Source organism: Nonomuraea sp. NPDC049378 (assembly GCF_055586745.1).
Map to the genome: position 1 here is coordinate 227,025 of NZ_JBVJHP010000017.1, position 26,361 is coordinate 253,385.

22 protein-coding genes and 1 tRNA gene are annotated in these 26,361 nt (G+C 69.2%); 13 read left to right on the forward strand and 10 right to left on the reverse strand.

Annotated features, from left to right (window positions below; translation table 11 throughout):
• The first annotated feature begins 113 nt into the window (after positions 1-113).
• A complete protein-coding gene (gene panD, locus ACZ6SA_RS33750) occupies positions 114-521 on the forward strand; it encodes an aspartate 1-decarboxylase (protein WP_443151694.1) in 408 nt (135 codons plus the stop codon).
• On the opposite strand, the gene ACZ6SA_RS33755 is transcribed toward panD, so the two are convergent.
• Positions 508-1,449 (reverse strand): methionyl-tRNA formyltransferase, encoded by a 942-nt coding sequence (locus ACZ6SA_RS33755; protein ID WP_465832756.1) that lies wholly within the window; start codon positions 1,447-1,449, stop codon positions 508-510. The genes panD and ACZ6SA_RS33755 overlap by 14 nt on opposite strands.
• 279 nt (positions 1,450-1,728) lie before the next feature.
• On the opposite strand from ACZ6SA_RS33755, the gene ACZ6SA_RS33760 reads away from it, so the two are divergent.
• Positions 1,729-3,618: a LysM peptidoglycan-binding domain-containing protein gene (locus ACZ6SA_RS33760; protein ID WP_465832758.1), complete on the forward strand. Its 1,890-nt coding sequence runs from the start codon at positions 1,729-1,731 to the stop codon at positions 3,616-3,618.
• 52 nt (positions 3,619-3,670) lie between these two features.
• Here ACZ6SA_RS33760 and ACZ6SA_RS33765 read toward each other — a convergent pair whose 3' ends face one another.
• Both ACZ6SA_RS33765 and ACZ6SA_RS33770 read right to left on the reverse strand, forming a co-directional pair.
• A complete protein-coding gene (locus tag ACZ6SA_RS33765) occupies positions 3,671-4,417 on the reverse strand; it encodes a YbaB/EbfC family nucleoid-associated protein (RefSeq protein WP_465832760.1) in 747 nt (248 codons plus the stop codon).
• Between the two features lie 269 nt (positions 4,418-4,686).
• A tRNA-Leu gene (locus ACZ6SA_RS33770) sits at positions 4,687-4,769 on the reverse strand.
• Between the two features lie 47 nt (positions 4,770-4,816).
• Between ACZ6SA_RS33770 and ACZ6SA_RS33775 the strand changes: the two genes are divergently transcribed.
• On the forward strand, positions 4,817-5,461 hold the full coding sequence (locus ACZ6SA_RS33775) for an ANTAR domain-containing response regulator (RefSeq protein ID WP_347643136.1): 645 nt from the start codon (positions 4,817-4,819) through the stop codon (positions 5,459-5,461).
• Between the two features lie 330 nt (positions 5,462-5,791).
• Positions 5,792-7,093, forward strand: a complete 1,302-nt coding sequence (locus ACZ6SA_RS33780; protein WP_347642824.1) for an ABC transporter substrate-binding protein — start codon at positions 5,792-5,794, stop codon at positions 7,091-7,093.
• A gap of 45 nt (positions 7,094-7,138) precedes the next feature.
• Here ACZ6SA_RS33780 and ACZ6SA_RS33785 read toward each other — a convergent pair whose 3' ends face one another.
• On the reverse strand, positions 7,139-7,978 hold the full coding sequence (locus tag ACZ6SA_RS33785; protein ID WP_465832762.1) for a putative periplasmic lipoprotein: 840 nt from the start codon (positions 7,976-7,978) through the stop codon (positions 7,139-7,141).
• A 192-nt stretch (positions 7,979-8,170) separates the two neighbouring features.
• Between ACZ6SA_RS33785 and ACZ6SA_RS33790 the strand changes: the two genes are divergently transcribed.
• Positions 8,171-9,472: an ABC transporter substrate-binding protein gene (locus ACZ6SA_RS33790; protein WP_443151689.1), complete on the forward strand. Its 1,302-nt coding sequence runs from the start codon at positions 8,171-8,173 to the stop codon at positions 9,470-9,472.
• Between the two features lie 56 nt (positions 9,473-9,528).
• On the opposite strand, the gene ACZ6SA_RS33795 is transcribed toward ACZ6SA_RS33790, so the two are convergent.
• From ACZ6SA_RS33795 to ACZ6SA_RS33820, 6 genes are all read right to left on the reverse strand, one after another.
• Positions 9,529-9,930 (reverse strand): hypothetical protein, encoded by a 402-nt coding sequence (locus ACZ6SA_RS33795; protein WP_347642827.1) that lies wholly within the window; start codon positions 9,928-9,930, stop codon positions 9,529-9,531.
• Between the two features lie 71 nt (positions 9,931-10,001).
• Positions 10,002-10,787 carry an ABC transporter ATP-binding protein gene (locus ACZ6SA_RS33800; protein ID WP_443151688.1) on the reverse strand — a complete coding sequence of 262 codons (786 nt, stop codon included), beginning with the start codon at positions 10,785-10,787 and terminating at the stop codon, positions 10,002-10,004.
• A complete protein-coding gene (locus ACZ6SA_RS33805; RefSeq protein ID WP_347642828.1) occupies positions 10,784-11,707 on the reverse strand; it encodes an ABC transporter ATP-binding protein in 924 nt (307 codons plus the stop codon). The genes ACZ6SA_RS33800 and ACZ6SA_RS33805 overlap by 4 nt, the downstream gene beginning before the upstream one ends.
• Positions 11,708-11,711: 4 nt before the next feature.
• Positions 11,712-12,710 (reverse strand): branched-chain amino acid ABC transporter permease, encoded by a 999-nt coding sequence (locus ACZ6SA_RS33810; protein WP_347642829.1) that lies wholly within the window; start codon positions 12,708-12,710, stop codon positions 11,712-11,714.
• A 16-nt stretch (positions 12,711-12,726) separates the two neighbouring features.
• On the reverse strand, positions 12,727-14,016 hold the full coding sequence (locus tag ACZ6SA_RS33815; RefSeq protein ID WP_465832766.1) for a branched-chain amino acid ABC transporter permease: 1,290 nt from the start codon (positions 14,014-14,016) through the stop codon (positions 12,727-12,729).
• Between the two features lie 399 nt (positions 14,017-14,415).
• On the reverse strand, positions 14,416-14,799 hold the full coding sequence (locus ACZ6SA_RS33820) for a PaaI family thioesterase (RefSeq protein WP_347643138.1): 384 nt from the start codon (positions 14,797-14,799) through the stop codon (positions 14,416-14,418).
• 92 nt (positions 14,800-14,891) lie between these two features.
• Between ACZ6SA_RS33820 and polA the strand changes: the two genes are divergently transcribed.
• The 8 genes from polA to ACZ6SA_RS33860 all read left to right on the forward strand — a co-directional run bounded on the left by polA (position 14,892) and on the right by ACZ6SA_RS33860 (position 26,360).
• Entirely contained in the window at positions 14,892-17,582 is a 2,691-nt protein-coding gene (polA, locus tag ACZ6SA_RS33825; RefSeq protein WP_347642831.1) for a DNA polymerase I, read from the forward strand.
• A 167-nt stretch (positions 17,583-17,749) separates the two neighbouring features.
• Positions 17,750-18,811 carry a polysaccharide deacetylase family protein gene (locus ACZ6SA_RS33830; protein ID WP_465832769.1) on the forward strand — a complete coding sequence of 354 codons (1,062 nt, stop codon included), beginning with the start codon at positions 17,750-17,752 and terminating at the stop codon, positions 18,809-18,811.
• Positions 18,812-19,003: 192 nt separating this feature from the next.
• On the forward strand, positions 19,004-20,488 hold the full coding sequence (gene rpsA / locus ACZ6SA_RS33835; RefSeq protein WP_347642833.1) for a 30S ribosomal protein S1: 1,485 nt from the start codon (positions 19,004-19,006) through the stop codon (positions 20,486-20,488).
• A gap of 243 nt (positions 20,489-20,731) precedes the next feature.
• Positions 20,732-21,865 carry an epoxide hydrolase family protein gene (locus ACZ6SA_RS33840; RefSeq protein WP_465832771.1) on the forward strand — a complete coding sequence of 378 codons (1,134 nt, stop codon included), beginning with the start codon at positions 20,732-20,734 and terminating at the stop codon, positions 21,863-21,865.
• Positions 21,866-21,980: 115 nt separating this feature from the next.
• A complete protein-coding gene (locus ACZ6SA_RS33845; protein ID WP_465832794.1) occupies positions 21,981-23,726 on the forward strand; it encodes an alpha/beta fold hydrolase in 1,746 nt (581 codons plus the stop codon).
• 13 nt (positions 23,727-23,739) lie between these two features.
• Positions 23,740-24,216: a GNAT family N-acetyltransferase gene (locus ACZ6SA_RS33850; RefSeq protein ID WP_465832796.1), complete on the forward strand. Its 477-nt coding sequence runs from the start codon at positions 23,740-23,742 to the stop codon at positions 24,214-24,216.
• A gap of 42 nt (positions 24,217-24,258) precedes the next feature.
• The gene (coaE, locus tag ACZ6SA_RS33855; protein ID WP_465832773.1) at positions 24,259-24,861 is read left to right on the forward strand and encodes a dephospho-CoA kinase; all 603 of its coding nucleotides are present in this window, start codon (positions 24,259-24,261) and stop codon (positions 24,859-24,861) included.
• Between the two features lie 107 nt (positions 24,862-24,968).
• Positions 24,969-26,360, forward strand: coding sequence for a glycoside hydrolase family 43 protein (locus ACZ6SA_RS33860; RefSeq protein ID WP_465832775.1), 1,392 nt, complete (start codon positions 24,969-24,971; stop codon positions 26,358-26,360).
• Position 26,361: the final 1 nt, after the last annotated feature.

Genomic DNA, 26,361 nt, shown 5'->3' on the forward strand with positions numbered 1-26,361 from the left:
CTGATCAAGGCTCGCCGGAGCGCGCGGAAACTGATCATCTGTGGTCCTTCTTGGCCAGGTGATGGGATGGAACTTAGGATAGCATTACCTAATATTGATCATGGGAGCTGAAGATGCAGCGCATCCTGCTCGGCGGGAAGATCCATCGGGCCACCGTGACCCAGGCCGACCTCCACTACGTCGGATCCATCACCATCGACAAGGTCCTCATGGACGCGGCCGGGCTCATCGAGGGGGAGCAGGTCCATGTCGTGAACATCGCCAACGGGTCACGGCTCGTCACCTACGCCATCGAAGGCCAGGCGCGTTCAGGCGTCATCGGCATCAACGGGGCCGCCGCGCACCTCGTGTCCCCCGGAGACCTGGTGATCATCATGTCCTTCCGGCATGTCGCCGACGACCAGGCGGGATCGCACGTACCCTTCGTGGTGCACGTCGACGAGCGCAACCGGATCGTCGGCCTCGGAGCCGACCCGGCCGCCCCCGTCCCCGGCTCGGCCTCCCAGGTCACCGGTCGGTGAGATAGCCGCCCATCGTGCGGAAGACCTCCGCGGCGGGCAGGTCCGCGCCCGACTCCGTGCGGACCTGCTCGATCACGAGCCCGTGGCCGCGCCCTCTCCGGGCCTCAGGGCCGGCGACGATGACCACTCCGTCGCCTTCCCGGATGAACACGCGGCCGGGGGTGCCTCCGTACAGACCCTTCGACACGGACGCCCTCAGCACGCGGATGCGCTCACCCCTGTAGAACGTGAAGGCGTTCGGGTACGGGTCGGACTGCGCGCGCACCAGCCGCTCGATGTCCTCGGCAGGCCAGGTCCAGACGATGCGGCTGTCCTCGACGGACCGTTTGTGGAAGAAGCTCGCCTTCGACCGGTCCTGGGCGACCGGGGCTGCCCGGCCGCTCTCGATCAGCGCGAGCGCGTCCCGCACGATCGGGCCGATCAGCGCGACGGTCCTGTGGAACAGGTCCGTGGCCGTGTCCGAAGGCCCGACGCGCACGGCGCGCTGCAGCACGATGTCGCCGGCGTCCAGCTCCTCGTCCATGAGGTGAGCGGTGACGCCCACCTCCTCCTCCCCGTTGATCAGCGCCCAGATCAGCGGCGAGAAGCCGGCGTAGGCGGGCAGCAGCGAGTCGTGCACGTTCAGCGTGCCGTGGCGGGGCAGCCCGAAGATCTCCGGCGGGATCCAGGTGCGCCAGTTGTTGGCGACGATGATGTCCGGCGCCGCCTCCTTGAGCGCGGTGACGAGCTCGTCGTCCGGTTTGGCGCGCAGCAGGACGGGAACGCCGTGCCCGGCCGCCAGACCGGCCACCGAATCGTCCCAGATCTTCTCGTAGGCGTGCTCGCTCCTTGGGTGCGTCACGGCGAGCACCACGTCGTGGCCGGATTCCAGCAGTGCCTGCAACGTACGGTGTCCCCAGGTCTGGTAGCCGAACATCGCAACCCGCATGTGCGCCTCCTGTGGTGAGTCTAATTAGGTAAGCCTAACCTAAAAGATAAGCGTGCGACGATCATGTTCGCCACTGGATGGGCTGCGACATGTAGGAAATGTCGTGAAACGACCGACGTCAGCTACTAAAAGATCAGTTGACCGAAAGATTGCTGATCAACTAATGTCTAGCGGATTATGGCCCAACAAGCCGCTCCTCCTCAGCGGCGCAGTGCCGGCATGAGACCGCGGCGGTGACCCCGTCGAGCGGACACGTCGTCAAAGTCAATAAGGAAGTGCATGGCCAGTAGTGGTTTCAGCTACGCCGGTCCGGAGGGTCTTGAGCATCTCAAGCGGGCGGGGTTGAGAAGCCAGGACGCCGGCGAGAGCCTCGTAGGGATCCGCAGGTCGTTCGTCACACACGCGAAGGGCGACGTCAACACGTACGCCCTGATCCAGGACGGCGCGGCGGAACTCGCCAGCGGCTACAACCAGTTCTTCGGCGACCTGTCCGACTCCATGTACCGGCGTGCCAGCGCTCTGAGCAACTGCGGCAGCAACCTGAAGTACTCCGCGGCCAACTACGGCTGGAGCGAGCGGCTCCTCCCGCCCGACGACCCGCCCCCCATCCGTGAGACCGTCGAGCTCCCCGATCCCGGCACCATGTCCGTGACGTTCAACGCGACACTCGACCTGCTGGGCCTCGGCGACGACTACGAGCGCAAGCTCCTCGAGATGCAGCAGGCGTGCGAGGACACGGCCCGTCGGCTCCGGGCGCTGCAACCCGACATCGACGCGGTCGAGGACGAGGTCGAGAAGGCGCGATGGGGCGGAGACGCCGCCCAGACCTACCACGCGGCCTGGACGAGATACGTCAACCCTTCCGGCGGCGGGACAGACCAGGCCCAGACCCTGGAACAGTGGGCGGCGCGCTCCGAACACTCCGCCGAGATCCTCGGCACCGCCGTCGAGGAGACCCAGAGGTCCAAGTACCTCGTCAAGCGCACCCTGCAGACGCTCGCGGCGATCGGCGTCATCATGGCCGGAGCGGCGATCCTCAATCCGGCGGTGCGCGCCTTCCTCGTGAGGATGGTCAAGCGGCTCAGGCAGCGCGCCATGCAGATGATCAAACTCCTGCGCGCCAGGCTAAGACTGCTGGGCAAGGCGTTCGGGTCGACCGTGGCCGGACGCGGCCCTGTGCTGGGCGGATTCCTGAAGAACGGGCTCGGCGTCGCCGGCGCCAACTATGTCAACTCCTCGCTGGCGAACTGGTTCAGGAGCGGGGACATCCTGAGTCTCTCCTCGTTCGTCTCGGCCTTCTCGGTTTCCCCGAGCATGCTGGGCACGCTGACCTTCCTGTTCGGCCTCGGCGGCGGCTTCGCGCTCGTGAAGAACATCGGTGCGGTCACCAGATTCGCGCAGACCAACCCCAAGACGTTCGGTGTGATGACCGAATTCGGGGTCAACGTCGGCGCCGCCACCCTCCTGAGCATGATCTACGAGAAGAAGGGCTTCGGCGCCGCGCTCAAGGACGGCCTCATCGTCGGAGGCGTCAGCGCGGCTTTCGGCTTGGGAACCTACGGACTGCTCCGTGACGCGACGGGCCTGAAGCACCTCGCCTGGCGCAAGGCGGACAAATGGGGACTCAATAAGGTCTACCCCATCGACGCGAGCCGTGCGATGTCGGCCACCAACGTCCGCTACGGACGAGCTCTGCCCGGGAACCATCTCGCCCAGCTAAAGTTCAAGGACGGCACCAGGATCTGGCTCCCGAAGGACAGCCTCACCTACCGGGCCAGGCAGATCGGGCCGGTCAACGCCTTCCTCAATATGGACCCCTTCTGGAAAAACCGTATCCTCGGCCTTATTCCCGGAACGATCAACTACACCCTGGTGCCCCGCGGCCAGAGCGAGCCCGTCGACCTGAACATCCCCGACTACCGGAACTGGGATCACGGCTCCAACGGCGAACCGCCGCGATCCGGCTCCAGGCAACCGGTCGGCGCCACCACGCACACGGTGCAGGGCGGCGACACGCTGTCGGCGATCGCTCAGCGCGAATACGGCAGCGAGCGCTACGTGTCGCTCCTCCAGCAGGCCAACTGGCATCTCGACGGCATCGACCAGGGCCACCTGTCCCCAGGCCAGCAACTGGTGATCCCGGAACTCAAGAAGGAGGAGGTCTCCTAGGGACGAAACCGGGACGGCGCCTCACCGGCGTGACACGAGGCGCCGTCCCGGGTCACCGGCGCGGGGGGCCATCCTGGGTCACGACGTCGATGCCGGCCTCGGGATCGAGATCCGGGAGGGCGTCGACCACCTTCTCCTCCGCCTTCGCGACGACCTCGCGCCGGGCGTCGCGGACGGCTGCCAGGACCTCCTCCGCCAGCACGTGACTGTCCAGCCGCATGGCACGGGCCCCGATGCTGATCTCGCGGACGCGTCCGTGCGCGTCCGCGGTCGCCGTGACGTGCCCGGACGCATTCGTGCCCGTGCCGACCAGGCTCTCCAGCTCGTCGTACCGCTTCTCCAGGACATCGGGCACCCGGCGCTCGTCCTCGTCCGCCTCGGCGCCGGAGCCGGACATCTCCAGGAGGCGGCGGAGAACGTCGCTCACCGCCCGCCCGTCCCTGTCGGTCGCCAGGCTCTCGCCGAGCCGGTCGGACGTGATCGAGGAAAGGGCGGCGCCGTCCAGGATCTCGCGCGCCTGCTCCCGCGCGTCCCGTTGCGCCGCGCTGAGCACCGCGGCCACATCCTCGGCGAGACGGTCCGCCTCGCGCCGCATCACGCGGGGATCGAGAGCGAGCGAAACGATCGCGCCGTCGGCGTCGGCCTTCGCCCTGATCATCCCGTCGTCGCTCTCGCCGACCCCGGCGATCACCCGATCGCGATCCCGTGCCGCCAAGGACTCCCGCACCATCTGGTCGACCTTGCCGTCGATCGCGGCCATGATCTCGCGATCGTCATCCTGCCCGGAGAGCGTAGCCATGCGGCACTCCAATGATCATGCGTCCCTGTCAGCGCGCCAGTTTAGGGCACCCGATATGCCCATCCCCAGCAGCCCGGATGACGGCCGGACGGTGCCCGCACCCCGGCCTCCGCATCACGCGGCCCGTGCTGATCGGGTGGACGGCTCGCGGGCGCCGGCACGTTCCTGCACGAGGACGGGCCCGCCGGCGGCGCAGGCGATGTGCAAGGGCCGGGCCTGCACGGAGGGGAGCCGACTCCAGCGGATGGAGCCGTCGCGCGTGGATGAGGTGCCGGAAGCGGGATTCGAACCCGCACGCCCTTTCGAGCAGACGCTTTTGAGGCGTCCATGTCTGCCATTCCATCATTCCGGCTGATTTTCCGGACTTGTCCGGATCAACGCCGCGCTCCACCGCTGAAGATGATCAGCAACGGGTGCCAGCGTGGATCTAATCTACCGGACGTCTGTACTCTTGCGCTCGTGAGTACGCAGCGGCGAGTAGTGATCGCGGAAGACGAGGCCCTGATCCGCCTTGACCTCAAGGAGATGCTCCAGGAGGACGGCTACGTCGTCGTGGGCGAGGCCGGTGACGGCGAGCAGGCGATCCGGCTGGCTGCCGAGCTGAAACCCGACCTCGTCATTCTCGACGTCAAGATGCCCGTGCTCGACGGCATATCCGCGGCCGAGCGCATCGTGGGCGAGCGCATCGCGCCGTGCCTCATCCTGACCGCCTTCTCCCAGCGTGACCTGGTCGAACGCGCCAGGGACGCGGGGGCGATGGCCTATCTGGTCAAGCCGTTCACGAAGGCGGACCTGGTGCCGGCCATCGAGATGGCGGTCAGCAGGCACGAGGAGATGGTGGCGCTGGCCGCCGAGGTGTCCAACCTGTCGGAGCGGCTTGAGACACGGAAGCTGGTCGAGCGCGCCAAGGGGCGGTTGATGACGCAGCACGGCTGGAGCGAGCCCCAGGCCTTCCGGTGGATCCAGAAGGCGTCGATGGACCGGCGGCTGAGCATGCGCGAGGTTGCTCAGATCGTTATGGACGACGCGGCCGAGCGGGGCTGAGGCGCCCGCACCACGCGGTGTGCCCGGTCGCGTCCTAGCCGTCGGGGCGGGCCGCGGTCAGGGCGCTGTCATGGCGCGGCCTCCGCATTCCCTCACGTCCCACCTTCCCCATCATTCCGGCCCTGACCCGAAATTTCGGGTCAGGGCCGTTCTTTGTGTGAAGTGTCCGTAACTGTGGTGGAACATCCCATTACTATGGGTATTTGGGACATTACGAATCAGTATAAAAGTCGCGTAACAACTCCCTGGTGTGCCATTCGAGCGGCATGCTGAGCTCGGAGAACCCGGCGAAGGGGACGTTCCTTCGCTGAGATTGGGGGAGTCTTCTTTATGATCCGCATTGCTCCAGCGGGACGTCTGCTGGCCGTCGCGGCCGCGGCGAGCCTGGCTCTGACGGCCTGTGGCGGCGGCGGTGGCGACGACACGTCGGCGCAGCAGTCCGCGCCGGCGTCGTCCGCCGCGTCCTCGGCACCCGCGGCGAAGGGCGACGGCACGCTGACCCTCGGCACGGTGCTGCCGCAGACCGGCTCGCTGGCCTTCCTCGGCCCGCCCGAGTTCGCCGGCGTCGACCAGGCCGTCAAGGAGATCAACGACGCCGGGGGCGTGCTCGGCAAGCCGGTCAAGACGGTCCACACCGACTCGGGTGACACGACGACCAACATCGCGTCGCAGTCGGTGGACAAGCTGCTGGCGCAGAAGGTGGACGCGATCGTGGGCGCGGCGTCGTCGTCCGTGTCGGAGTCGATCATCGACAAGGTCACGGGCGCAGGCGTGGTGCAGTTCTCGCCGGCCAACACCTCCGACGCGTTCACCACGATCAAGGACAACGGCCTCTACTTCCGCACCGCGCCGCCGGACAAGCTGCAGGGCCGCGTGCTGGGCGACCTGATCGCCGCCGACGGCAACGACACCATCGGCATCCTGGCCATGCAGGACTCCTACGGCTCCGGCCTGGCCGACCAGGTCACCAAGACCGCCGAGGAGGCGGGGGCGAGCGTCGTGGAGCGGGTCGACTACGACCCGAAGGCGCCGGAGTTCTCCGCCGACGTGGCGCGGATCAAGGCGAAGAACCCGAAGGCGGTCGTGCTGATCGGCTTCGAGGAGGGCGCCAAGGTCATCGCGGAGCTGGTCAAGCAGGGCCTGTCGGCCGACAAGGTCAAGTGGTACATGGTGGACGGCAACATGTCGAACACCAACTACGTGAAGATGCCCAAGGGCACGCTCACGGGCGTCAAGGGCACCATCCCGGGCGCCGAGGCCCCTGACGACTTCAGGAAGAAGCTCAAGAAGCTCAACGCCGAGCTCGACGACTTCACGTACGCGGCGGAGTCGTACGACGCGGCGAACCTGATCGCCCTGGCCGCCGAGGCGGCGAAGGACGACTCCGGCGCGTCGATCGCGGCCAAGCTGGCCGAGGTCAGCAAGGGCGGCGAGAAGTGCAAGAACTTCGAGGAGTGCGCCGCCCTGCTGAAGGAGGGCAAGGACATCGACTACGAGGGCGTCAGCGGCCCGGTCGAGTTCAACGACGCCGGTGACCCGGCGGTCGCCACCATCGGCATCTACCAGTACGGCGAGAACAACACCTACGACACCAAGGCGCTGGAGTACCGCACCGGCAACATCGAGGGCTGACCCTGCGGATCCGGCCGCTGAGCGACCCCGCGTGCGGCGGGTCGCTCAGCGGCCGAAGCCGCACGCCCTGAACGCGTAGCCGATCAGGCGGTCCTGCAGCGGCTTGGGCGGGGCCACGACGACCACCCGCTCCTCGCCCCCGTCGATGCCGGCCCGCACGGGGAACTGGAAGGCCTTCTTGGCCTCGCCGAACGCGTGGCCGTCGCAGCGTGCGGGGGTGAGCTCGATCGGCACCTCAAGGCGCTGCTCCGTGGCCCGCAGCAGGCCCAGGCGCCGGCCGTCGTAGGCGACGTTGTAGTGCGTCGTGCCGCCCATGGCGGCCAGCGTCACCGCTCCCGCGCCGCGCCGGGTGACGACCAGGTCGCCGCGCATGACCTTGCCGGACTCCGTCCATTCCGGGCCGAACGTGATGTTCACCGCCTGCTTGATGAGGAACTCCGAGCACTCGTCGCGCAGCAGCCTGGCCAGCAGCGGGTCGGGATGGGGCAGCTCGAAGGCGACCTTGCGCAGCGGCTCCGCGCCGGTGCGGAGATGGGCCACGACGGTGGCGGGCCGCACCTGGGGCAGGCCGCCGGGCGAGCAGTTGGCGGCGCCGTACGGGATGGGCAGGTCGGTGCGCTCGGTCCTGCCGATGGCGGCGCGGGCCTGGCTCGCGGGCACCGTACGGAAAGACGGCGTCACCAGCTGGACGTCGGCGAAATAGACGGGGGTGTCGCGGGTGTTGCGCACGGCCACCTGAAGCCGGTGTGCCGGTTCGTCGGAACGCCATTGCCCGAGCGTGACGGAGACGCCGGCGGGCGGGCCCGAGACAGCCGCGGGAGACGGCCCGCTGGAACCGCACCCGGCGAGAAGGGCCACCGCGGCCAAGAATGTGGTGTTACGCATCACCTGACGCACATTAAGCCTGCTTCCGCAGGTCCCGTAAGTTGAGGACTGATTACGACTCCGCATCCAAGTGCCGACAGTTCCTCGCGGCATCTGGTTGGAGCATGCGACAGTTTTGTACGTTTCCGTCATTCGATCGGGAACGTTCGGCGGTGCTGACGGATCCCCGGCCTGAAATGAAGGAGACACTTCATGATCCGCATTGCTCCCGTGGGACGGGCGCTGGCTGTCGCGGCTGCCACCAGCCTGGCCCTGACAGCCTGCGGTGGTGGCGGCGACACGGCCACGCAAACCTCCGAAAGTGCCGCGCCCGCCTCATCCTCGTCGGCCCCGGCCGCGGCGAAGGGTGACGGCACTCTCACCCTCGGCACGCTGCTGCCCCAGACCGGCTCGCTGGCCTTCCTCGGCCCGCCCGAGTTCGCCGGGGTCGATCTCGCGCTCAAGGAGATCAACGAGGCCGGCGGAGTGCTTGGCAAGCCTGTCGAGAAGTTCGACACCGACTCGGGTGACACGACGACCAACATCGCCTCCCAGTCGGTGGACAAGCTGCTGGCGCAGAAGGCCGACGCCATCATCGGCGCCGCGTCGTCGTCGGTGTCGGAGTCGGTGATCGACAAGATCACGGGTGCCGGCGTGGTGCACTTCTCGCCCGCCAACACCTCCGACAAGTTCACCACGATCAAGGACAACGGCCTCTACTTCCGCACCGCGCCGCCGGACAAGCTGCAGGGCCGCGTGCTGGGCGACCTCGTGGTGTCCGACGGCAACGACACGGTCGCCATCATGGCGATGCAGGACTCGTACGGCACCGGCCTGGCCGACCAGGTGGAGAAGACCGTCACCGACGCCGGCGCCCAGGTGGTCGAGCGGGTCGACTACGACCCGAAGGCGCCCGACTTCTCCGCCGACGTCGCCAAGATCAAGGCGAAGAACCCGAAGGGCATCGTCCTCATCGGCTTCGAGGAGACCGCGAAGGTCATCGGCGAGCTCGTCAAGCAGGGCATGCCGGCCAGCAAGCACAAGTGGTACATGGTCGACGGCAACATGTCGAACACCAACTACGAGAAGATGCCCAAGGGCACGCTCACGGGCGTCAAGGGCACCTACCCCGGCGCCTCGGCTCCCGACGCGTTCAGGAAGAACCTCCTCGAGGTCGACCCCAAGCTCGAGGACTACACCTACGCTCCCGAGTCGTACGACGCGGCCAACCTGATCGCGCTGGCCGCCGAGGCCGCCAAGAGCGACGCGGGCGCCGACATCGCGGCCAAGCTGGCCGAGGTCAGCAAGGGCGGCGAGAAGTGCAAGAACTTCAAGGAGTGCGTCGACCTGCTGAAGGCCGGCAAGGACATCGACTACGACGGCGTCAGCGGCCCGGTCGAGTTCAACGACGCCGGTGACCCGGCGGTCGCCACCATCGGCATCTACCAGTACGCCGACGACAACAAGTACCCGGTCAAGGCGCTGGAGTACCGCACCGGCAACATCGAGGGCTGACCGGCACGCGCGTGACGGAGAAGGGCCCGGTCGTCAGGACCGGGCCCTTCTCCTTTTCATGCGCAGCCGGCCACGATGCGGTCGGCGGCCGCGCGGTAGCGCTTCAGCAGCGCCACCCGCCGCTCGCGCGGCACGTCGTTCCTGGACAGCCCCGCGGTCGTCGTCTCGACGGTCTCCACGGCCCCGCTCAGCGAGCCGGGCAGCCGGCCGCCGAACTCCCGCGTGATGCCGTGCACCTCCGCCAGGCGGCCGGTCAGGGCGTCCTCGAAGTGCTGGCGGTCCTCCTGGCCCTTCGGACCCAGCATGAGGCCCGCGTACCCGATGGCGGACACCACGCGGGCGCAGGGGCTGTCGGTGGGATCGCCTCCGGTGCTGTACTTCCCCGCCGACGAGGCGGCGTCCTGGCAGCCGACGAGCAGGACGGGGAGCATGAGCGCGACTGTCGCCAAACGTTTCACATCGATCATTAAAGAACGGCGAAGGGGCTCACGGGGAGCCCTTTCGCCGTTCTCGCGAACGATCGCCGGATCTACGCCTTGGCCAGCGTGCCGAGGTAGAGCTCGATGACCTTGGGGTCGTTGGCGAGCTGCCGCCCGGTGCCGGTGTAGGCGTTGCGGCCCTGGTCGAGGACATAGCCGCGGTGGCAGATCTGCAGGCAGCGGCGCGCGTTCTGCTCCACCATGATGACCGTCACGCCCGCCTTGTTGATCTGCTGGGCCTGGATGAAGACCAGGTCCTGCAGCTTGGGCGACAGGCCGGCGGACGGCTCGTCGAGCAGCAGCACCGAGGGCTCGGTCATCAGGGCCCTGGCCATCGCCACCATCTGCCGCTCGCCGCCGGACAGGGATCCGGCGCGCTGCTTGCGCCGTTCCTTGAGCGCGGGGAACAACTCGGCGACGAACGCGAAGCGCTCCTTGAACTTCCCCGGTGTCTGGAAGGCGCCCATCTCGAGGTTCTCCTCGATGGTGAGGCTGGGGAAGACGTTGTTGGTCTGCGGGACGTAGCCCACCCCGCGGGCGACCAGCGTGTGCGCCTTCATGTTCGTGATGTTCTCACCCTTGAGCAGCACCGTTCCGCTGCGGATGTTGACCAGCCCGAACATGGCCTTGAGCAGCGTCGACTTCCCGGCGCCGTTGGGGCCGATGATGCCGATCAGCTCGCCGTCCTTGACGTAGAGGTCGGAGCCGTTGAGGATGTTGACGCCCGGCAGGTAGCCGGCGATCAGCTCGTCGCACCGGAGCACGGCGTCCTCGGCGCCTTCCAGATGCGCGCTGCGGTCGGTGACGGCCGCCTTCGACTCTGCGCCGGCGTTCACTTCTGCGTCTCCTCTTCGATCTCGGCCTCCAGCGCCGCCTCAGCCTCGTGCAGCTGGGCCTCCAGCTCGCCCTCGGACAGGGGCGCGTCGTGGTGGGCGCCCAAGTAGGCGTCGATCACCCGCTCGTCGGACATGATCGTCGAGGGCGGGCCCTCGGCGATGACCGCGCCCTGGGCCATGACGATCACCCAGTCGCTGATGTCGCGGACCATGTCCATGTCGTGCTCCACGAACAGCACCGTCATGCCCTGCTCGCGCAGGTCCTTGACGTGGCCGAGCAGCGACTGGGTCAGCGCCGGGTTGACGCCCGCCATGGGTTCGTCGAGCATGACCAGTTCGGGGTTGACCATGAGCGCGCGGGCCATCTCCAGCAGCTTGCGCTGGCCGCCGGACAACGATCCGGCGAAGTCGTCGCGCTTGGCGTCGAGCTTGAAGCGGGCCAGCAATTCCTCGGCCCGCTCGGTGATCTCGTCCTCCTGGGCACGCCACAGGCGCGGCACGAGCGCCTGCCAGAAGTTCTCGCCCTTCTGCCTCTGGGCGCCGAGGCGCATGTTCTCCAGCACCGTCAGGCGCGACAGCGCCTTGGTGAGCTGGAAGGTGCGGACCATGCCGCTTCTGGCCACCTTGTGGGCGGGAACGCCGTTCATGGACCGCCCGTTGAACGTCCACGAGCCGGCGTCGGCCTTGTCGAACCCGGTGAGCTGGTTGAAGAACGTGGTCTTGCCGGCGCCGTTGGGGCCGATCAGCGCCGTGATGGAGCCCCGCTGGATCTCCACGTGGCCGACGTCGACGGCGGTCAGGCCGCCGAAGCGGCGGACGACGCGGTCCACCACGAGGATGGGGTCGGGCTTGGGCACGCCCGGATCGCGCGCCAGGTCCTTGAAGGCGGCCAGGGCGGCGGCCTTGCGGTCGGTGCTCATGGTCTCAGCGTGCATCGATTGCGATCTCCCTCTTGTCACCGAAGATGCCCTGTGGCCGGTAGACAAGCAACAGGATCAGACCGGCGCCGACCAGGATCCAGCGCAGGGCGCCGACCTGGTTGGTGTCCATGAAGGTGATGTACCCCACGCGGACGGCCTCGGAGAGCACGCCGTAGATGAGCACGAGCAGGACCCAGAAGAGCATCGAGCCGATGACCGGGCCGAGCACGCGGGCCGCGCCGCCGAGGATGACCATCGTGTACATGTAGAACGTCGTCTCGGTGCCGAACACGTCAGGCTGCACCGAGGCATAGCCCAGACCGTAGATGAAGCCGCCCATGCAGCCGATGACGCCGCCCAGCACCAGCGCCTGCATCTTGTAGGAGAAGACGCTCTTGCCCAGGCTGCGCACGGCGTCCTCGTCCTCGCGGATGGCCTTGAGCACGCGGCCCCACGGACTCTTCATCAGCAGGTGGACCATGAGGCAGGCCAGGGCGATCAGCACCCAGCCGACGGTGATCACCCACATCGTGCGGTGGTTGAAGAACAGCGGGATGGGGCCGAGGTTGAAGCCGTAGTTTCCCGCGGGGTAGGGGTTGAGAGCGTAGAAGCCCTCGGTGAAGCCGCGGTGGCCGTCGGAGCCGCCGAAGACGTCCTTGAACTGCACCGAGCGGAAGACGAGCCGGACGATCTCGGCCGCCGCGATGGTGACGATGGCCAGATAGTCGGCGCGCAGCTGCAGCGTCGGTATGCCCAGCAGGAACGCCAGGATCACCGCCGCGATCAGGCCGAAGATGATGCCGACCCAGAACGGCATGCCGAGGACGACGACGGTGACCGCCAGACCGTAACCGGCCACGCCCATGAACGCGGCCTGGCCGAAGTTGAGCAGCCCGGTGTAGCCGAAGTGGATGTTGAGACCGATGGCGGCGATGCCGTACAGCACTGTCTCCACGCCGACCGCGGACTTGATGGTGGTGCTGAAGATCGTGATCCAGTCCATTCTGATCCTCCCCCGATCAGCCGATCCGCTCGCGGCGGCCGAGGATGCCCTGCGGCCGGACGAGGAGCACGATGATGAGAACGGCCAGCGCCCCGACGCTCTTGAGCTCCGGCGGCACCCACAGTGTCGAGACCTGGATGAACAGGCCGACCACCAGCGACCCGATCAGCGCGCCGAACGCGGTGCCGAGCCCGCCGAGCGTCACGCCGGCGAAGATGAGCAGGAGCATCTCCTGCCCCATCGTGTATTTCAGGTTCTGGGAGAGGCCGAGCATGATGCCCGCGAGTGCGGCGATGGCGCCGCCCGAGGTCCAGATGATCCGGACGACCCGGTCGACGTTGATGCCGGACGACGCCGCGAGCGCCGGGTTGTCGGCGACCGCGCGCGCCGCCTTGCCGGTGCGGGTGCGCAGCAGGGCGATGCCGACGATGATCAGCACGACCAGCTCGATGCCCATGGCGACGAAGTTCTTCGGCGCGGCCGAGATCGGCCCCACCTGCACGCCGGGCTGGGCGTTGTACTCGGTGTACGCCTCGGTCTGGCCGCCGAAGACGATGAGGAACAGGTAGCGCAGGAAGAGCGCGACGCCGATCGAGATGATCATCATGGCGATGATGCCGGTGCCGCGCCTGCGCAGTTGCCCCCAGAAGAAGCGGTCCTGCAGATAGCCGAGCAGGCCGGCGACGATGACGGCGATGGCGGCGGCGGGGATGAGGCCGAGGCCCATTCCCGCGTTGAACCCGTAGGCGAGGATCGCGCCGAGGGTGACCAGCTCGCCGTGGGCGAAGTTGGTCAGGCCGGTCGTGCCGTAGATGAGCGAGAGGCCGAGCGCGGCCAGGGCGATGATCAGGCCGAGGTTGAAGCCCTCGAAGGTGAGCTGCGCGGCGCGGGTCCAGAACGCGCTGTCGTTGTCGCTCTGCTGCCCCTGGTCCTGGCCGCCGCCCTTCGGCTGGAGGGGGAAGAGGGCGGTGGAGCAGTTGCCCTCATGGACGCTCAGCGTGCGGACGTTCGTGCCGCCCCGCGGCTCGGCGTTCTGCGGCAGGCTGCCGGGATCCAGGGTGACCTTGTATCTGCCTGGATCCTCGACCTGGACATCCCACTTGCCCTGAGCGTCGGTGGTGGCCTCCGAGACGGGTTTGCCGTCCTCGGTGGTCACGGAGATTCTGGCGCCGTTCACTGGCTGGCCTTGGAAGTTGAGTGTTCCCCTCAAGCCCTGGCAGTCGGCCGGCCCCGCGTGGGCCGGACCGGCGAGCAGGAAGATGAGTCCACCCAGGAAGGCCGTGAACGCGATCACGGCTCTGCGCAATGGTGCTCCCTCGAAAATAGGTCAAGGCGGGGTTGTGCCCCTCCATCTCGACACGCGCGCATCGCAGGCACAACTGGAATGCAATGGCGGGAGCTTATTCTGGGTGCGCCCGTTTCAGTATCGTTCGTCACCAATTAGTGACATGTGTGTGTCACTGATGTGAGGAACCAACGAGGCAGGTCAGGGGCTAAATCAGGGGAGACGCCTGGCACGTGGGGAAAACGATGGAATAACGATCGTCTGTGGATGTTGACGAGCCCGCGGGGTGGCCTTTGGGGCCGTGTAAGGCTTCCCCGGCCGTACACGTTTTCTACTGAGCCTCCCCGCGGGGCTCTGTCCGGTCAACCGTAGCGACCCGCGGGGGGCGCGCGCAAAGGCTGCGCGCAAGTGGCCGGTGTGTCAGCGGTCGCGCAGCATGCAGGTGAGGCGCGAGGTGCACACGCGACGCCCCTGCTCGTCACTGATCACGATGTCGTACGTCGCCAGCGTCCGGCCCGCGTGCAATCTGGTCGCGACGCCGGTCACATGGCCGGAGGTCGCGGGGCGGTGGTGGGTGGCGCTGATCTCGATGCCCACGGCGATGCGGTCGGGCCCCGCGTGGATCGCCGCCGCCACCGAGCCCAGGGTCTCGGCCAGCACCACAGACGCCCCGCCGTGCAGCAGCCCGTACGGCTGCGTGTTGCCCTCGACCGGCATCCGGCCCGTCACCCGCTCCGGCGTGGCCTCGAGGAACTCGACGCCCATCCGCTCGGGAAGCGTGCCCGCGTGCATGTCGCCGACCATCGCCGCATCCATGGGGTTGGTCTGTGTCAAAGGGACGCCTCCACTCTTCCGAGCTCAGGTTTTCTGTCGCAGACGCAGACTAGGCTGCGGGTGTGCCGAAGAGTGAAGTGACCCCCAGCCGCCCGTGCCTGTTGCTGCTTGACGGGCATTCCCTGGCCTATCGCGCGTTCTACGCGCTCAAGGACGCCAACCTGATGACCACCGACGGTCAGCACACCGAGGCGGTCTACGGGTTCACCTCGATGTTGACCAACATCCTGCGCGACGAGCAGCCGACCCACGTGGCGGTGGCCTTCGACAGGTCGGAGCCGACGTTCCGCCATGAGGAATACTCCGACTACAAGGCCAACAGGAGCGAGACGCCGGAAGACTTCCGCGGGCAGATGCAGCTGATCTTCGAGCTGCTCGACACGCTGCGCATCCCGCGGCTGTCCAAGGCGGGCTTCGAGGCCGACGACCTCATCGCCACGCTGGCCACCCGCGCCTCGGCGGAGGGGATGAACGTCCTGATCGTCACCGGCGACCGCGACGCGCTCCAGCTGGTCGACGCGAACGTCACCGTTCTGATGACCCGGCGCGGCATCAGCGACATGACCAGGTTCACGCCCGAGGCGGTCCAGGAGAAATACGGCCTGACGCCCGCTCAATACCCTGATTTCGCGGCACTGCGCGGCGACCCCAGCGACAACCTGCTGAGCATCCCGAGCGTGGGGGAGAAGACCGCGGCCAAGTGGGTGCGCGAGTTCGGCTCGCTGACCGCGCTGGTCGACCGGGTCGACGAGGTCAAGGGCAAGGTCGGCGACAAGCTGCGCGAGCACGTCGCCCAGGTGCTGATGAACCGCCGGCTCACCGAGCTGCTGCGCGACGTCCCGCTGGAGGTCGAGCCCGGCGCGCTCAGCCAGGGCACGTGGGAGCGCGAGGAGATCAACAAACTGTTCGACACCCTGCAGATCCGCGGCGAGCTGCGCGAGCGGGTGTTCAAGGTGCTCGGCACCGGCGAGCAGGAGCCCGAGCAGGGCTTCGAGGTGGAGACCGTGCTGCTCGGCCCCGACCGCGTCGCGGGCTGGCTGTCGGCGCTGCCCGCCGGCCGCGCGGGCCTGGCGTTCAAGGGCTCCTACGGCAGCGGCGGCGGGCGCGTCGACGCCGTCGCCATCGCCTCGCCCGACGGCACGGCCGCCCACATCGACCTCGTCAAGCTCACCGAGGCCGACGAGACGGCCCTGCGCGCCTGGCTCGGCGACGACGCCCGCCCCAAGGCCGTCCACGACGCCAAGGGTCCCATCCTGGCCCTCTGGGCGCAGGGCATGGAGCTGCGCGGCCTGAGCTGCGACACCGCGCTGGCCGCCTACCTCGCCATGCCGGGGCAGCGCACGTTCGCCCTGGAAGACCTGGCCAGGCGCTACCTCAACCGCGACCTGCGCGCCGAGGAGGAGCCCGACGGGCAGGCCGCGCTGTTCGGCGACGACGAGGACGCGCCGGCCAAGGATCTCGCGCTGCGCGCCCACGCCGTGCGCGAGCTGGCCGACTCCCTGGAGAGCTTCCTGGCCGGGAGGGGCGGCACCCAGCTCATGACCGACGTGGAGCTGCCGCTGCTGTCGGTGCTGGCCGAGATGGAGCGCGCCGGCATCGCCGTCGACAGCGAATACTTCGCGGGCCTCGAGGCCGAGTTCGGCGCCGCCGTCAAGCACGCCGTGGAGGAGGCGCACCGCTCGGTCGGCGAGCAGTTCAACCTCGGGTCGCCCAAACAGCTGCAGGAGATCCTCTTCGTCCGGCTCAACCTGCCCAAGACGAAGAAGATCAAGACCGGCTGGAGCACCGACGCCGACCAGCTCGCCTGGCTGGCCACCCAGACCGAGCACGAGCTCCCCACGATCATGCTGCGCCACCGCGACCAGGCCAAGCTCCGCATCACCGTCGAGGGCCTGATCAAGGAGATCGCCGACGACGGGCGCATCCACACCACGTTCAACCAGACCATGGCCGCCACGGGCCGGCTGTCGTCGGAGAAGCCCAACCTGCAGAACATCCCGATCCGCACCGCCGAGGGCCGCCGCATCCGGCAGGGCTTCGTGGTCGGCGAGGGCTACGAGACGCTGCTGACGGCCGACTACAGCCAGATCGAGCTGCGCATCATGGCCCACCTGTCGGGCGACGAGTCGCTGATCGAGGCGTTCGAGTCGGGCCACGACTTCCACCAGGCCACCGCCGCCCGCGTGTTCGACCTGCCGCCCGAGCAGATCGACGGCGAGCTGCGCGCCCGCATCAAGGCGATGAACTACGGCCTGGCCTACGGCCTGTCCGACTTCGGGCTGGCCCAGCAGCTCAACATCCCGGTGGCCGAGGCGCGGGCGCTGAAGGAGGAATACTTCACCGAGTTCGGCGGCGTGCGCGACTTCCTGCACGCCATCGTCCAGCAGGCCCGCGCCGACGGCTACACCGAGACCATCATGGGCCGCCGCCGCTACCTCCCCGACCTCACCAGCGACAACCGCCAGCGCCGCGAGATGGCCGAGCGCATGGCGCTCAACGCCCCCATCCAGGGCTCGGCGGCCGACATCATCAAGGTCGCCATGCTGCACGTGCGCCAGGCGCTCGGCGAGGAGGGGCTGGCCTCCCGGATGTTGCTGCAGGTCCACGACGAGCTGGTGTTCGAGGTGGCGCCCGGCGAGCTGGAGCCGCTCACGCAGCTCGTGTGCGACCAGATGAACGCCGCCTACCACCTGCGCGTGCCGCTGGAGGTCTCCGTGGGCGTCGGGCGCACCTGGGAGGACGCCGGCCACTGACCCTGCCCATGGCCCTGTCACTGACGCTGTCACTGGCCCTGCCACTGACGGCGAGGGCCGCCCGTCGTGGGGGATCTGCACTAGCCTGATCGTGTTTCTCACCCGAGCGGCCCGGGAGTTCTGTGCGGTTACCAGCGTCCCTCACGCGGATCATCGGCATAGCGAACGTGGTGGTGATAACGGTGGCCATCGTCGGGCTCAGCCTGTTACCGGACGAGCCGCGGCCGCACGCGCGGCCGGACGACGCGGCCGAGGTCGGCGACAGCTCTCCGCCGCCCAGCTCGCCGCCCACCCCGTCGCCGGTGGGCCAGCCGCCCGGCGTCGTGTCCACGCCGGAGTTCGCCCGTCAGGTGCGCGCCAACGAGGCCGGCCTGGTGCCGGTCCTGATGTACCACCGGATCGTCGCCGAACGGCGGGCCTCCATCGACAGGACCCCCGCCCAGCTCAGGAAGGAGCTGGAGCGGCTGGCGAAGGAGGGCTACGTGCCGATCACCGCCAGGGAGTTCGTCACCGGCGAGATCCCGGTCCCCGCGGGGAGGTTCCCGGTGGTGCTCACGTTCGACGACGGTCACCCCAGCCACTTCGCCCTCGACGCCGCGGGCAACCCGGCGGCGGGCACGGCCGTGGCCGTGATCCAGGAGGTGGCCAGGAAACACCCGTCCTTCCGGCCCGTCGCCACGTTCTGGATCAACAAGGAACCCTTCGGGCTGCGCGACAGGCCGTCGCAGACGGCGGCCGTGCGGTGGCTGGTCGACCGCGGCTACGAGGTCGCCAACCACACCTGGAGCCACCCCGACCTGCGGACGATCAAGCGGAAGAAGGTGCACGAGCAGATCGTCCGGCTCGAACGCCTGCTCAAGAAGCTCGGCGTGCCGTCCTCCAGGACCATGGCGCTGCCGTACGGCTCGTTGCCCCGCGGGAAGAAGCCCGCTCGGGTCGGGAAGTGGGACGGCACGCGTTATGATTTCGCAGGCGTGTTCCTCGCCGGGGCCGAGCCGTCACTTTCGCCCTACGCGAAAAAATTCGACCGGGGGGCGATCCAGCGCATCCAGAGCAACGCCAAGAAGGGCGAGTGCCGCAAGTGGTGTTCGCAACACTGGCTCGACTGGCTGCGTAAGCACCCTGGTGAGCGCTACGTCTCCGACGGCGATCCCGACCGGATCTCCATACCGAAGAAACTACGCGGTAATATCAGGGCCAAGCGAGGGCTCCAGGTCATCGCGTACTGACGCCTCCCTGGATTGACCCCGTGGCCAAGGTCTCATATGCTGATCGCTGCGCTGTGGGCTCGCGCGCGCCTCAGACGGAGCGGGCTCGCGCTCGGTCACGTCGATGTCGTCATTCCTCGGCTTGATGCGGAAGAGGGCCTGCCGCGCATCCGCCACATCGACATCCTGTCCGCGTTCGGAGCAATTCCACACATGACGTCCAGCACTGAGGCCACCTCGAGCACCCCGCAGGTAGCGGTCAACGACATCGGGTCCGAGGAAGCCTTCCTCGCAGCGATCGACGAGACCATCAAGTACTTCAACGACGGCGACATTGTCGAGGGCACCGTCGTCAAGGTCGATCGAGACGAGGTCCTTCTCGATATCGGCTACAAGACCGAGGGTGTCATCCCCTCGCGCGAGCTTTCGATCAAGCACGATGTCGACCCTGCTGACGTCGTGGAGGTCGGCGAACACGTCGAGGCCCTGGTTCTCCAGAAGGAGGACAAGGAGGGTCGCCTGATCCTGTCCAAGAAGCGCGCCCAGTACGAGCGCGCCTGGGGCACGATCGAGAAGATCAAGGACGAGGACGGCATCGTCACCGGCACCGTCATCGAGGTCGTCAAGGGTGGTCTCATCCTCGACATCGGCCTCCGTGGCTTCCTCCCGGCGTCCCTGGTCGAGATGCGGCGTGTCCGCGACCTGCAGCCGTACGTCGGCCGCGAGCTCGAAGCCAAGATCATCGAGCTCGACAAGAACCGCAACAACGTGGTCCTGTCGCGCCGTGCCTGGCTCGAGCAGACGCAGTCCGAGGTTCGCCAGACGTTCCTCAACACCCTCCAGAAGGGCCAGGTCCGCAAGGGCGTCGTCTCTTCGATCGTCAACTTCGGCGCCTTCGTCGATCTCGGCGGCGTCGACGGTCTGGTCCACGTGTCCGAGCTGTCCTGGAAGCACATCGACCACCCGTCCGAGGTCGTCGAGGTGGGCCAGGAGGTCACGGTCGAGGTCCTCGACGTCGACATGGAGCGCGAGCGCGTCTCCCTGTCGCTCAAGGCCACCCAGGAAGACCCGTGGCAGCAGTTCGCCCGCACCCACCAGATCGGCCAGGTCGTGCCGGGCCGCGTCACCAAGCTGGTGCCGTTCGGCGCGTTCGTCCGGGTCGAGGAGGGCATCGAGGGCCTGGTCCACATCTCCGAGCTGGCCGAGCGCCACGTGGAGATCCCGGAGCAGGTCGTCCAGGTCGGCGACGAGATCTTCGTCAAGATCATCGACATCGACCTCGACCGCCGTCGCATCAGCCTGTCGCTGAAGCAGGCCAACGAGGGTGTCGGCACCGAGGTCGAGTTCGACCCGACCCTCTACGGCATGGCGGCCACCTACGACGACCAGGGCAACTACATCTACCCCGAGGGCTTCGACCCGGAGACCGGCGAGTGGCTCGAGGGCTTCGACAAGCAGCGTGAGGAGTGGGAGCGGCAGTACGCCGAGGCCCAGCAGCGCTTCGAGGCCCACAGGAAGCAGATCGAGGAGGCCCGCAAGGCCGAGGCGGAGGCCGGCGAGGCCGCTCCCTCGTCCTACACCGGCGACTCGCCGGCCCAGTCGGGCGGCGGCTCGTCGTCGGCTCCCGCCAGCGGCGCGCTCGCCTCTGACGAGGCGCTGGCGGCCCTGCGCGAGAAGCTCGCCGGCGGCCAGAGCTGACGCTTCACTGAAGGCTGCGGCTCGATCCCTGGCCTGAACGAGAACCCCGCGCGGACGACCCGTGCGGGGTTCTTCGTATGCGGGTGTCCCGGAGCATTTGCGGTACGCGGCCCTCCGGCTCGCGCCCGGGCCGCGCCGGTGACGCTCGGGCGGCACCCCACGCGTACGCCATCCTCCGGACGTTCCGGCCGAGCGGGTCGATGCGGAAGCCTTCTTGCCGCAAGGGTTCCTAGGGTGCCGGGCATGAACGTCATCAAGCGCTTTCATCTGGACATTCCGCAGATCGACCTCGACGACCTGCGCGACCGGCTGCGGCGTACCAGATGGGCGAGGGCGCTGCCCGGCGGGTGGAGCCGGGGCGTGCCCGCACCATACCTGCGCGAGCTCGCCGAACACTGGGCCGACGGCTTCGACTGGCGGGCGTGGGAGGCCAGGCTCAACGCCTTCCCGCAGTTCACCACCGGCATCGACGGGCAGACGATCCATTTCGTGCACGCCCGCTCCCCGGAGCCCGGCGCCATACCGCTGATCATGACGCACAGCTGGCCGAACTCCGTCGCCGAGTTCCTGAGCGTCATCGGGCCCCTCACCGACCCGCGCCGGCACGGGCTCGACCCGGACATCGCCTTCCACGTCGTGGCGCCATCGCTGCCCGGGTTCGCCTTCTCGCCGTTCCCCGAGCCCGCCGACGAGCGGCCGTGGACCATCGAGCGGGTGGCGCGCGCGTGGGCCGAGCTGATGCGCCGGCTCGGCTACGAGCGGTACGGCGCCCACGGCAACGACGCCGGAGCGCTGGTGACCCCGCAACTGGCCGCGCTCGACAGCGAGCACGTGATCGGCTCCGTCATCACGGCCGGGCTCGGCCTCCACACGGGTGACCCGGCGCAGCTGGAGGGGTTCAGCGAGGCCGAGCGGGCCGAGCTGGCGGAGATGGCCGCCTGGATGACCGAGGGCAGCGGGTACGGCCCCTACCTCGCGAGCAGGCCGCAGACGCTCGCGTACGGCTTCACCGACTCGCCGGTGGCGCAGCTCGCCTACCTCGTGGAGAGGTTCAAGGAGTTCGACGGGTGGGGGGCGGGGTCCGAGCCCGTCGAGCGCGACCTGGTGCTGGCCAACGCGAGCCTCTACTGGCTGACCGGCACCGGTGGGTCGTCGTCGTGGCCCTACTACGAAGGCGCCGCGGGGCTGCCCGTCGACCAGCGGGCCGTGCCGACCGGGGTGACACACGGCGGGCCGGCGGTGATGCGGCGGATCGCCGAACGCGGCAACGACATCGTCTACTGGGGAGAGGCGCACAGCCCCAGCCACATGGTCGCCATGGCGGCGCCGGACTCCCTGGTGGCGGGCATACGCGCCGCTTTCCGGACGATCCGCTGAGGCTGCCGGAGATTTCCCCTACGGCCTTCGGCGAAGCCGTCCACCGGCCCGCAGGGCGCTGACAGACTGCTGACCTGCGCTGTCGGCACTACTCTGCAGGAGCGACGCGGTGGGCATGGGTCAGCGGATGTTGCGGATGACGACCGCTCTGACGGTCGCCGGCGCGGGTGGCGTACTCGCCGCACCGGGAGCGGCCGGCGCGGGCCCCGCGCCGGTCCCGCCGGAGGCCCATGGGACGGGTGCCGTGCCGGTGGTGACCGGCGCTCCGGAGGCCGGCGGCACTCCTGCGGTGCAGGCCGGCGACGCTCGCATGGTGGGGGAGACGGGCGGTGGCGGCGCGGCGGGTCGGCAGGTGGGCGGTGGCCGCGCGGCGCTGCGGCGGGCGGGCGGGGCGCGGCGAGGGCTTGCCTGGTGGGACTGCGGGGACGGGTTGCGGTGCGCCAAGCTGTCCGTGCCCGCCGACTGGGCCAGGCCGGGCGGAGCCCGTACCGAGATCGACGTGGCCCGGATGCCCGCGCGGGACCCGCGGCGCAGTCGCGGCCACCTGGTCGTGAACACCGGTGCGGGGTCCTCCATCCAGGACGTGCGGGCGCGGCCCGACACCGTGAGCGAGCTGGCGCGGTGGTTCGACGTCGTGATCATGGAGGCGCGCGGGTCCGGCGACCACGACAGCGCGGCGGCCGTACGATGCGCGGTGCCGCCCCCCGACGTGCTGCGCCTCCAGCTGTCCCGGGGCCCGGCCGGCTGGCGCGCCCACGCCCGCGCCAACGCCGCCCACGGCAGGAGCTGCCGCGCCGCCGCGGGAGCCACCCGGCTCACGTCCTGGCAGGTCGCCCGCGACCTCGACGCCTTGCGGGCCGCCCTCGGCGAGGCACGGCTGCGCTACTTCGGCAACTCCTACGGCGCCGTCTACGGGCAGGCGTACGCGGAGTCGTTCCCGGGCCGCGTGGGGCGGATGTACCTGGAAGGCGTACCCGACCTCACCGGATCCGGGCTGGAGCGGCGGATGACCACGAGGGCCCGCGCGGTGGAGCGCCAGCTGTACGCCTTCCGCGACTGGTGCCGTGGCCGGCTGGGCTGCCCTCTGGGCGAGGACGACGCCGTGTCGGTCTTCGACGACCTGGCCGCACGCGTGCCGCTGCCCGACGGGCCGCGAAGCGAGGTGAACGCCCGGCGGCTGGTCGCCGCCGTGTACGCCGGCCTCACCCCGGCACGCTGGCCCGAACTGGCCAGGGCTCTGTCGGCGGCCAGGTCCGGCGATGCCCGCCAGCTGGCCTCCCTGGCGTCTCCGTTCCCGGCGTCGGCGGGCGCGGACGACGCGCCTCGGCTGCCGCTGAGCGGGCTCGCCCCGGGCGGCGGTGCGAACGGTACGACGCTGCGGATGATGAGGTGCCAGGACGTGCCCGCCATGCCTCGATACCGGGATTTTCTCGCCGTGGAGGAGAGGCTGCGCGCGGTCGCGCCCCGCGTGGGGTGGATGAGCGGGAGGCACGAGGCCGGCGGGTGCCTGGGCCTGGCGGGCACGGGGCCCTCCTCCGCAGTGTCCCAGCCGCCCCGACCGTCCCGGCCGTCCTCGCCGTCCGCGGGGACGCGGGTGCTGGTGGGCATCGGGCGGCTGGACATCGAGGCGCCCGCCTCCGGCTCGGCACGGGCGGCCAGGCGGATCCCCGGCGCGGTGGTGTTGTGGCACGGCGACGGGCATGACGCCTATCTGCTGCAGGGCGTACGCAAGCTCCGCGCCAGCTGCCTGCGCACCCGCGTGCACGACTACTTCGTCAAGGGCACGCTCCCCGCTCGCGGCACAGCCTGTAGGGGAGCGCTGGTGGACGGTATGAACCCGAGAGGCGCGAGCGCCGGGTAGGGTGCTGCGCGTGCTGATCGAACGGGCGGTTGCCGCGGACGCGGGCGAGATCCTCACCCTGCAGCGGGCGGCCTACGTGAGCGAGGCCCAGCTCTACGGCGACCCGTACATCCCGCCGCTCGTCGAGTCGCTGGAGCAGATGCGCAAGGCCATCGAGGGCGCCGTCGTGCTCAAGGCGCTCGACGCGGGAAGGCCGGGGAGGATCGTCGGCGCGGTGCGCGGGCAGTTGTCGGGGGCCACGTGCGTGGTCGGCCGGCTGGTGGTCGCGCCCGACCGCCAGGGGCAGGGGCTGGGCACGGCCCTGCTGCGCGCCCTGCACGGGGCCGTGCCGCAGGTGTCCGCGTTCGACCTGTTCACGGGCCACCTGTCGGAGGGCAACGTACGGCTCTACCGCCGCCTCGGCTACCGGGAGACGCACCGGGAGCGGATGGACGATCACCTGACCCTGGTGCACCTGCGCAGGCCCGCGGAGCCCTCACCCCTGCCGTGACCACCGCTCCGTGCCCGCGCTGCGGCCGATAGGCTCGGGTGCGTGCTGACGACAGGGCTCACCGGCGGGATCGGTTCCGGCAAGAGCGAGGTGTCCAGGCGGCTCGCGGCCAGGGGCGCCATGGTGATCGACGCCGACAAGATCGCGCGCGAGGTGGTCGAGCCGGGCACGCCCGGCCTGGCCAAGGTGGTCGCCGCGTTCGGCGAGGGGGTGCTCCACCCGGACGGCTCGCTCGACAGGGAGCGGCTCGGGTCCATCGTGTTCAACGACGCCGAGCGGCTGGCCGAGCTCAACGCGATCGTCCATCCGCTGGTGGGGGAGCGGGTGGAGGAGCTGCGCGGCCAGGCGCCCGACGACGCGATCGTGGTCTACGACGTGCCGCTGCTGGTGGAGAACGACCTGGCCTCGATGTACGACGTCGTCATCGTCGTCGACGCGGCCGACGAGGTGCGCGTCAGTCGGCTCGCCGAGCACCGGGGCATGCCGGAGGCCGACGCCAGGGCCCGCATCGCCGCCCAGGCGAGCCGGGAGGAGCGGCTGGCGGCGGCCGACATCGTGGTGCCGAACGAGGGTTCCCTGGAGGAGCTGGAGACCCGCGTGGCCGAGGTCTGGGACGAGCTGGCGAGACGCGCCGGCCGCGACTGAGCGCGGGCGGGCCAGGCCCGCGGGAGCCGCGCCCCGGGCGTTGACGGGCTGACCCCCATCCATGACCATCGGAAAGATCACCCGACAGGTTTCGTGGAAGGATCCCGATGCCGCGCTTGTCCGCCGTCTTAGCCGCAGTCCTCATCGCGTTCATGGGGGTTTTCCCCGGCGCCGCCGCAGGGAGCGCCGCGACGCAGACGTTCCGCAACCCGGTCAACCCGAGCGCCGATCCCAGCCTGATGTACCACGACGGCAACTACTACGTGGCCACCACGCGCGGCGACCGGATCGGCATCTGGAGGTCGCCCAGCCTGGCCACCTTGCTGTCGGCGCCCGAGCAGGTGGTGTGGCGCGACAGTGACCCGAGCCGCAACACCCAGATGTGGGCGCCCGCCTTCCGCCACGTCGGATCCCGCTGGTACGTCTACTACACCGCCTCCGACGGCGTCGACGCCAACCACCGCATGTACGTCCTGGAGTCCGCGGGGGACGACCCGATGGGCCCGTACACCTTCAAGGCCAAGATCGCCGACTTCGGCGAGTACGCCATCGACGGCGAGCCGATCACCCACAACGGCCGGCAGTACTTCGTCTGGGCCGGCCCGGGCCGCGGCATGGGCGGCCCGGCGCAGCTCTACATCGCCCGCATGAGCAACCCGTGGACGGTGACCGGCGGCCGGGTGGCCATCCCCGCCGACGGGGGTTGCACGGAGGTGCGGGAGGGGCCGACCCCGCTCTACCGCAACGGCAGGACGTTCCTGACCTACTCCACCTGCGACACCGGCAAGCCGGACTACCAGCTGTGGATGAAGAGCATCGCGGACGGCGCCGACCCGATGGTGGCGGCCAACTGGAGGCAGCATCCCGGGCCGGTGTTCTCGCGCAACGACTCCACCGGCGTGTGGGGCCCGGGTCACCACTCGTTCTTCCGCTCGCCCGACGGCACCGAGGACTGGATCGCCTACCACGGCAAGAACACCAGCACCTACACCTACGACTTCCGCACCACCCGCGTGCAGAAGTTCACCTGGAACGCCGACGGCACGCCCGGTTTCGGCCGCCCGCTGGCCGCCGGCGCCACCCAGGATCTTCCGTCCGGCGACCCGGGCGCGGCCACCTCGGTGATCAACGACTTCGACCCGCAGGTGTCGTACGCCGGCACGTGGCAGTCGGGCTCCGGCTGCGGCAACCAGTGTTTCTGGAGCAACGACCACTGGAGCGGCCAGGCCGGCGCGACCGCCACCGTCACCTTCACCGGTACCAGGGTGGCCCTGCTGAGCGTGCGCGACCGCGGCAACGGCATCGCCGCGATCTCCATCGACGGGGGCCCCGAGCAGCGCGTCGACTACTACAGCGGCATCCGGGTCGGTGAGCAGCTCAACTACCTGAGCCCGGTCCTGCCGCGTGGCACGCACACCCTGCGGGTCCGCGTCACGGGGGAGAAGAACCCCGCCTCGGGCAGCACCGTGATCAGCATGGACCGGATCGAGGTGTACTGAG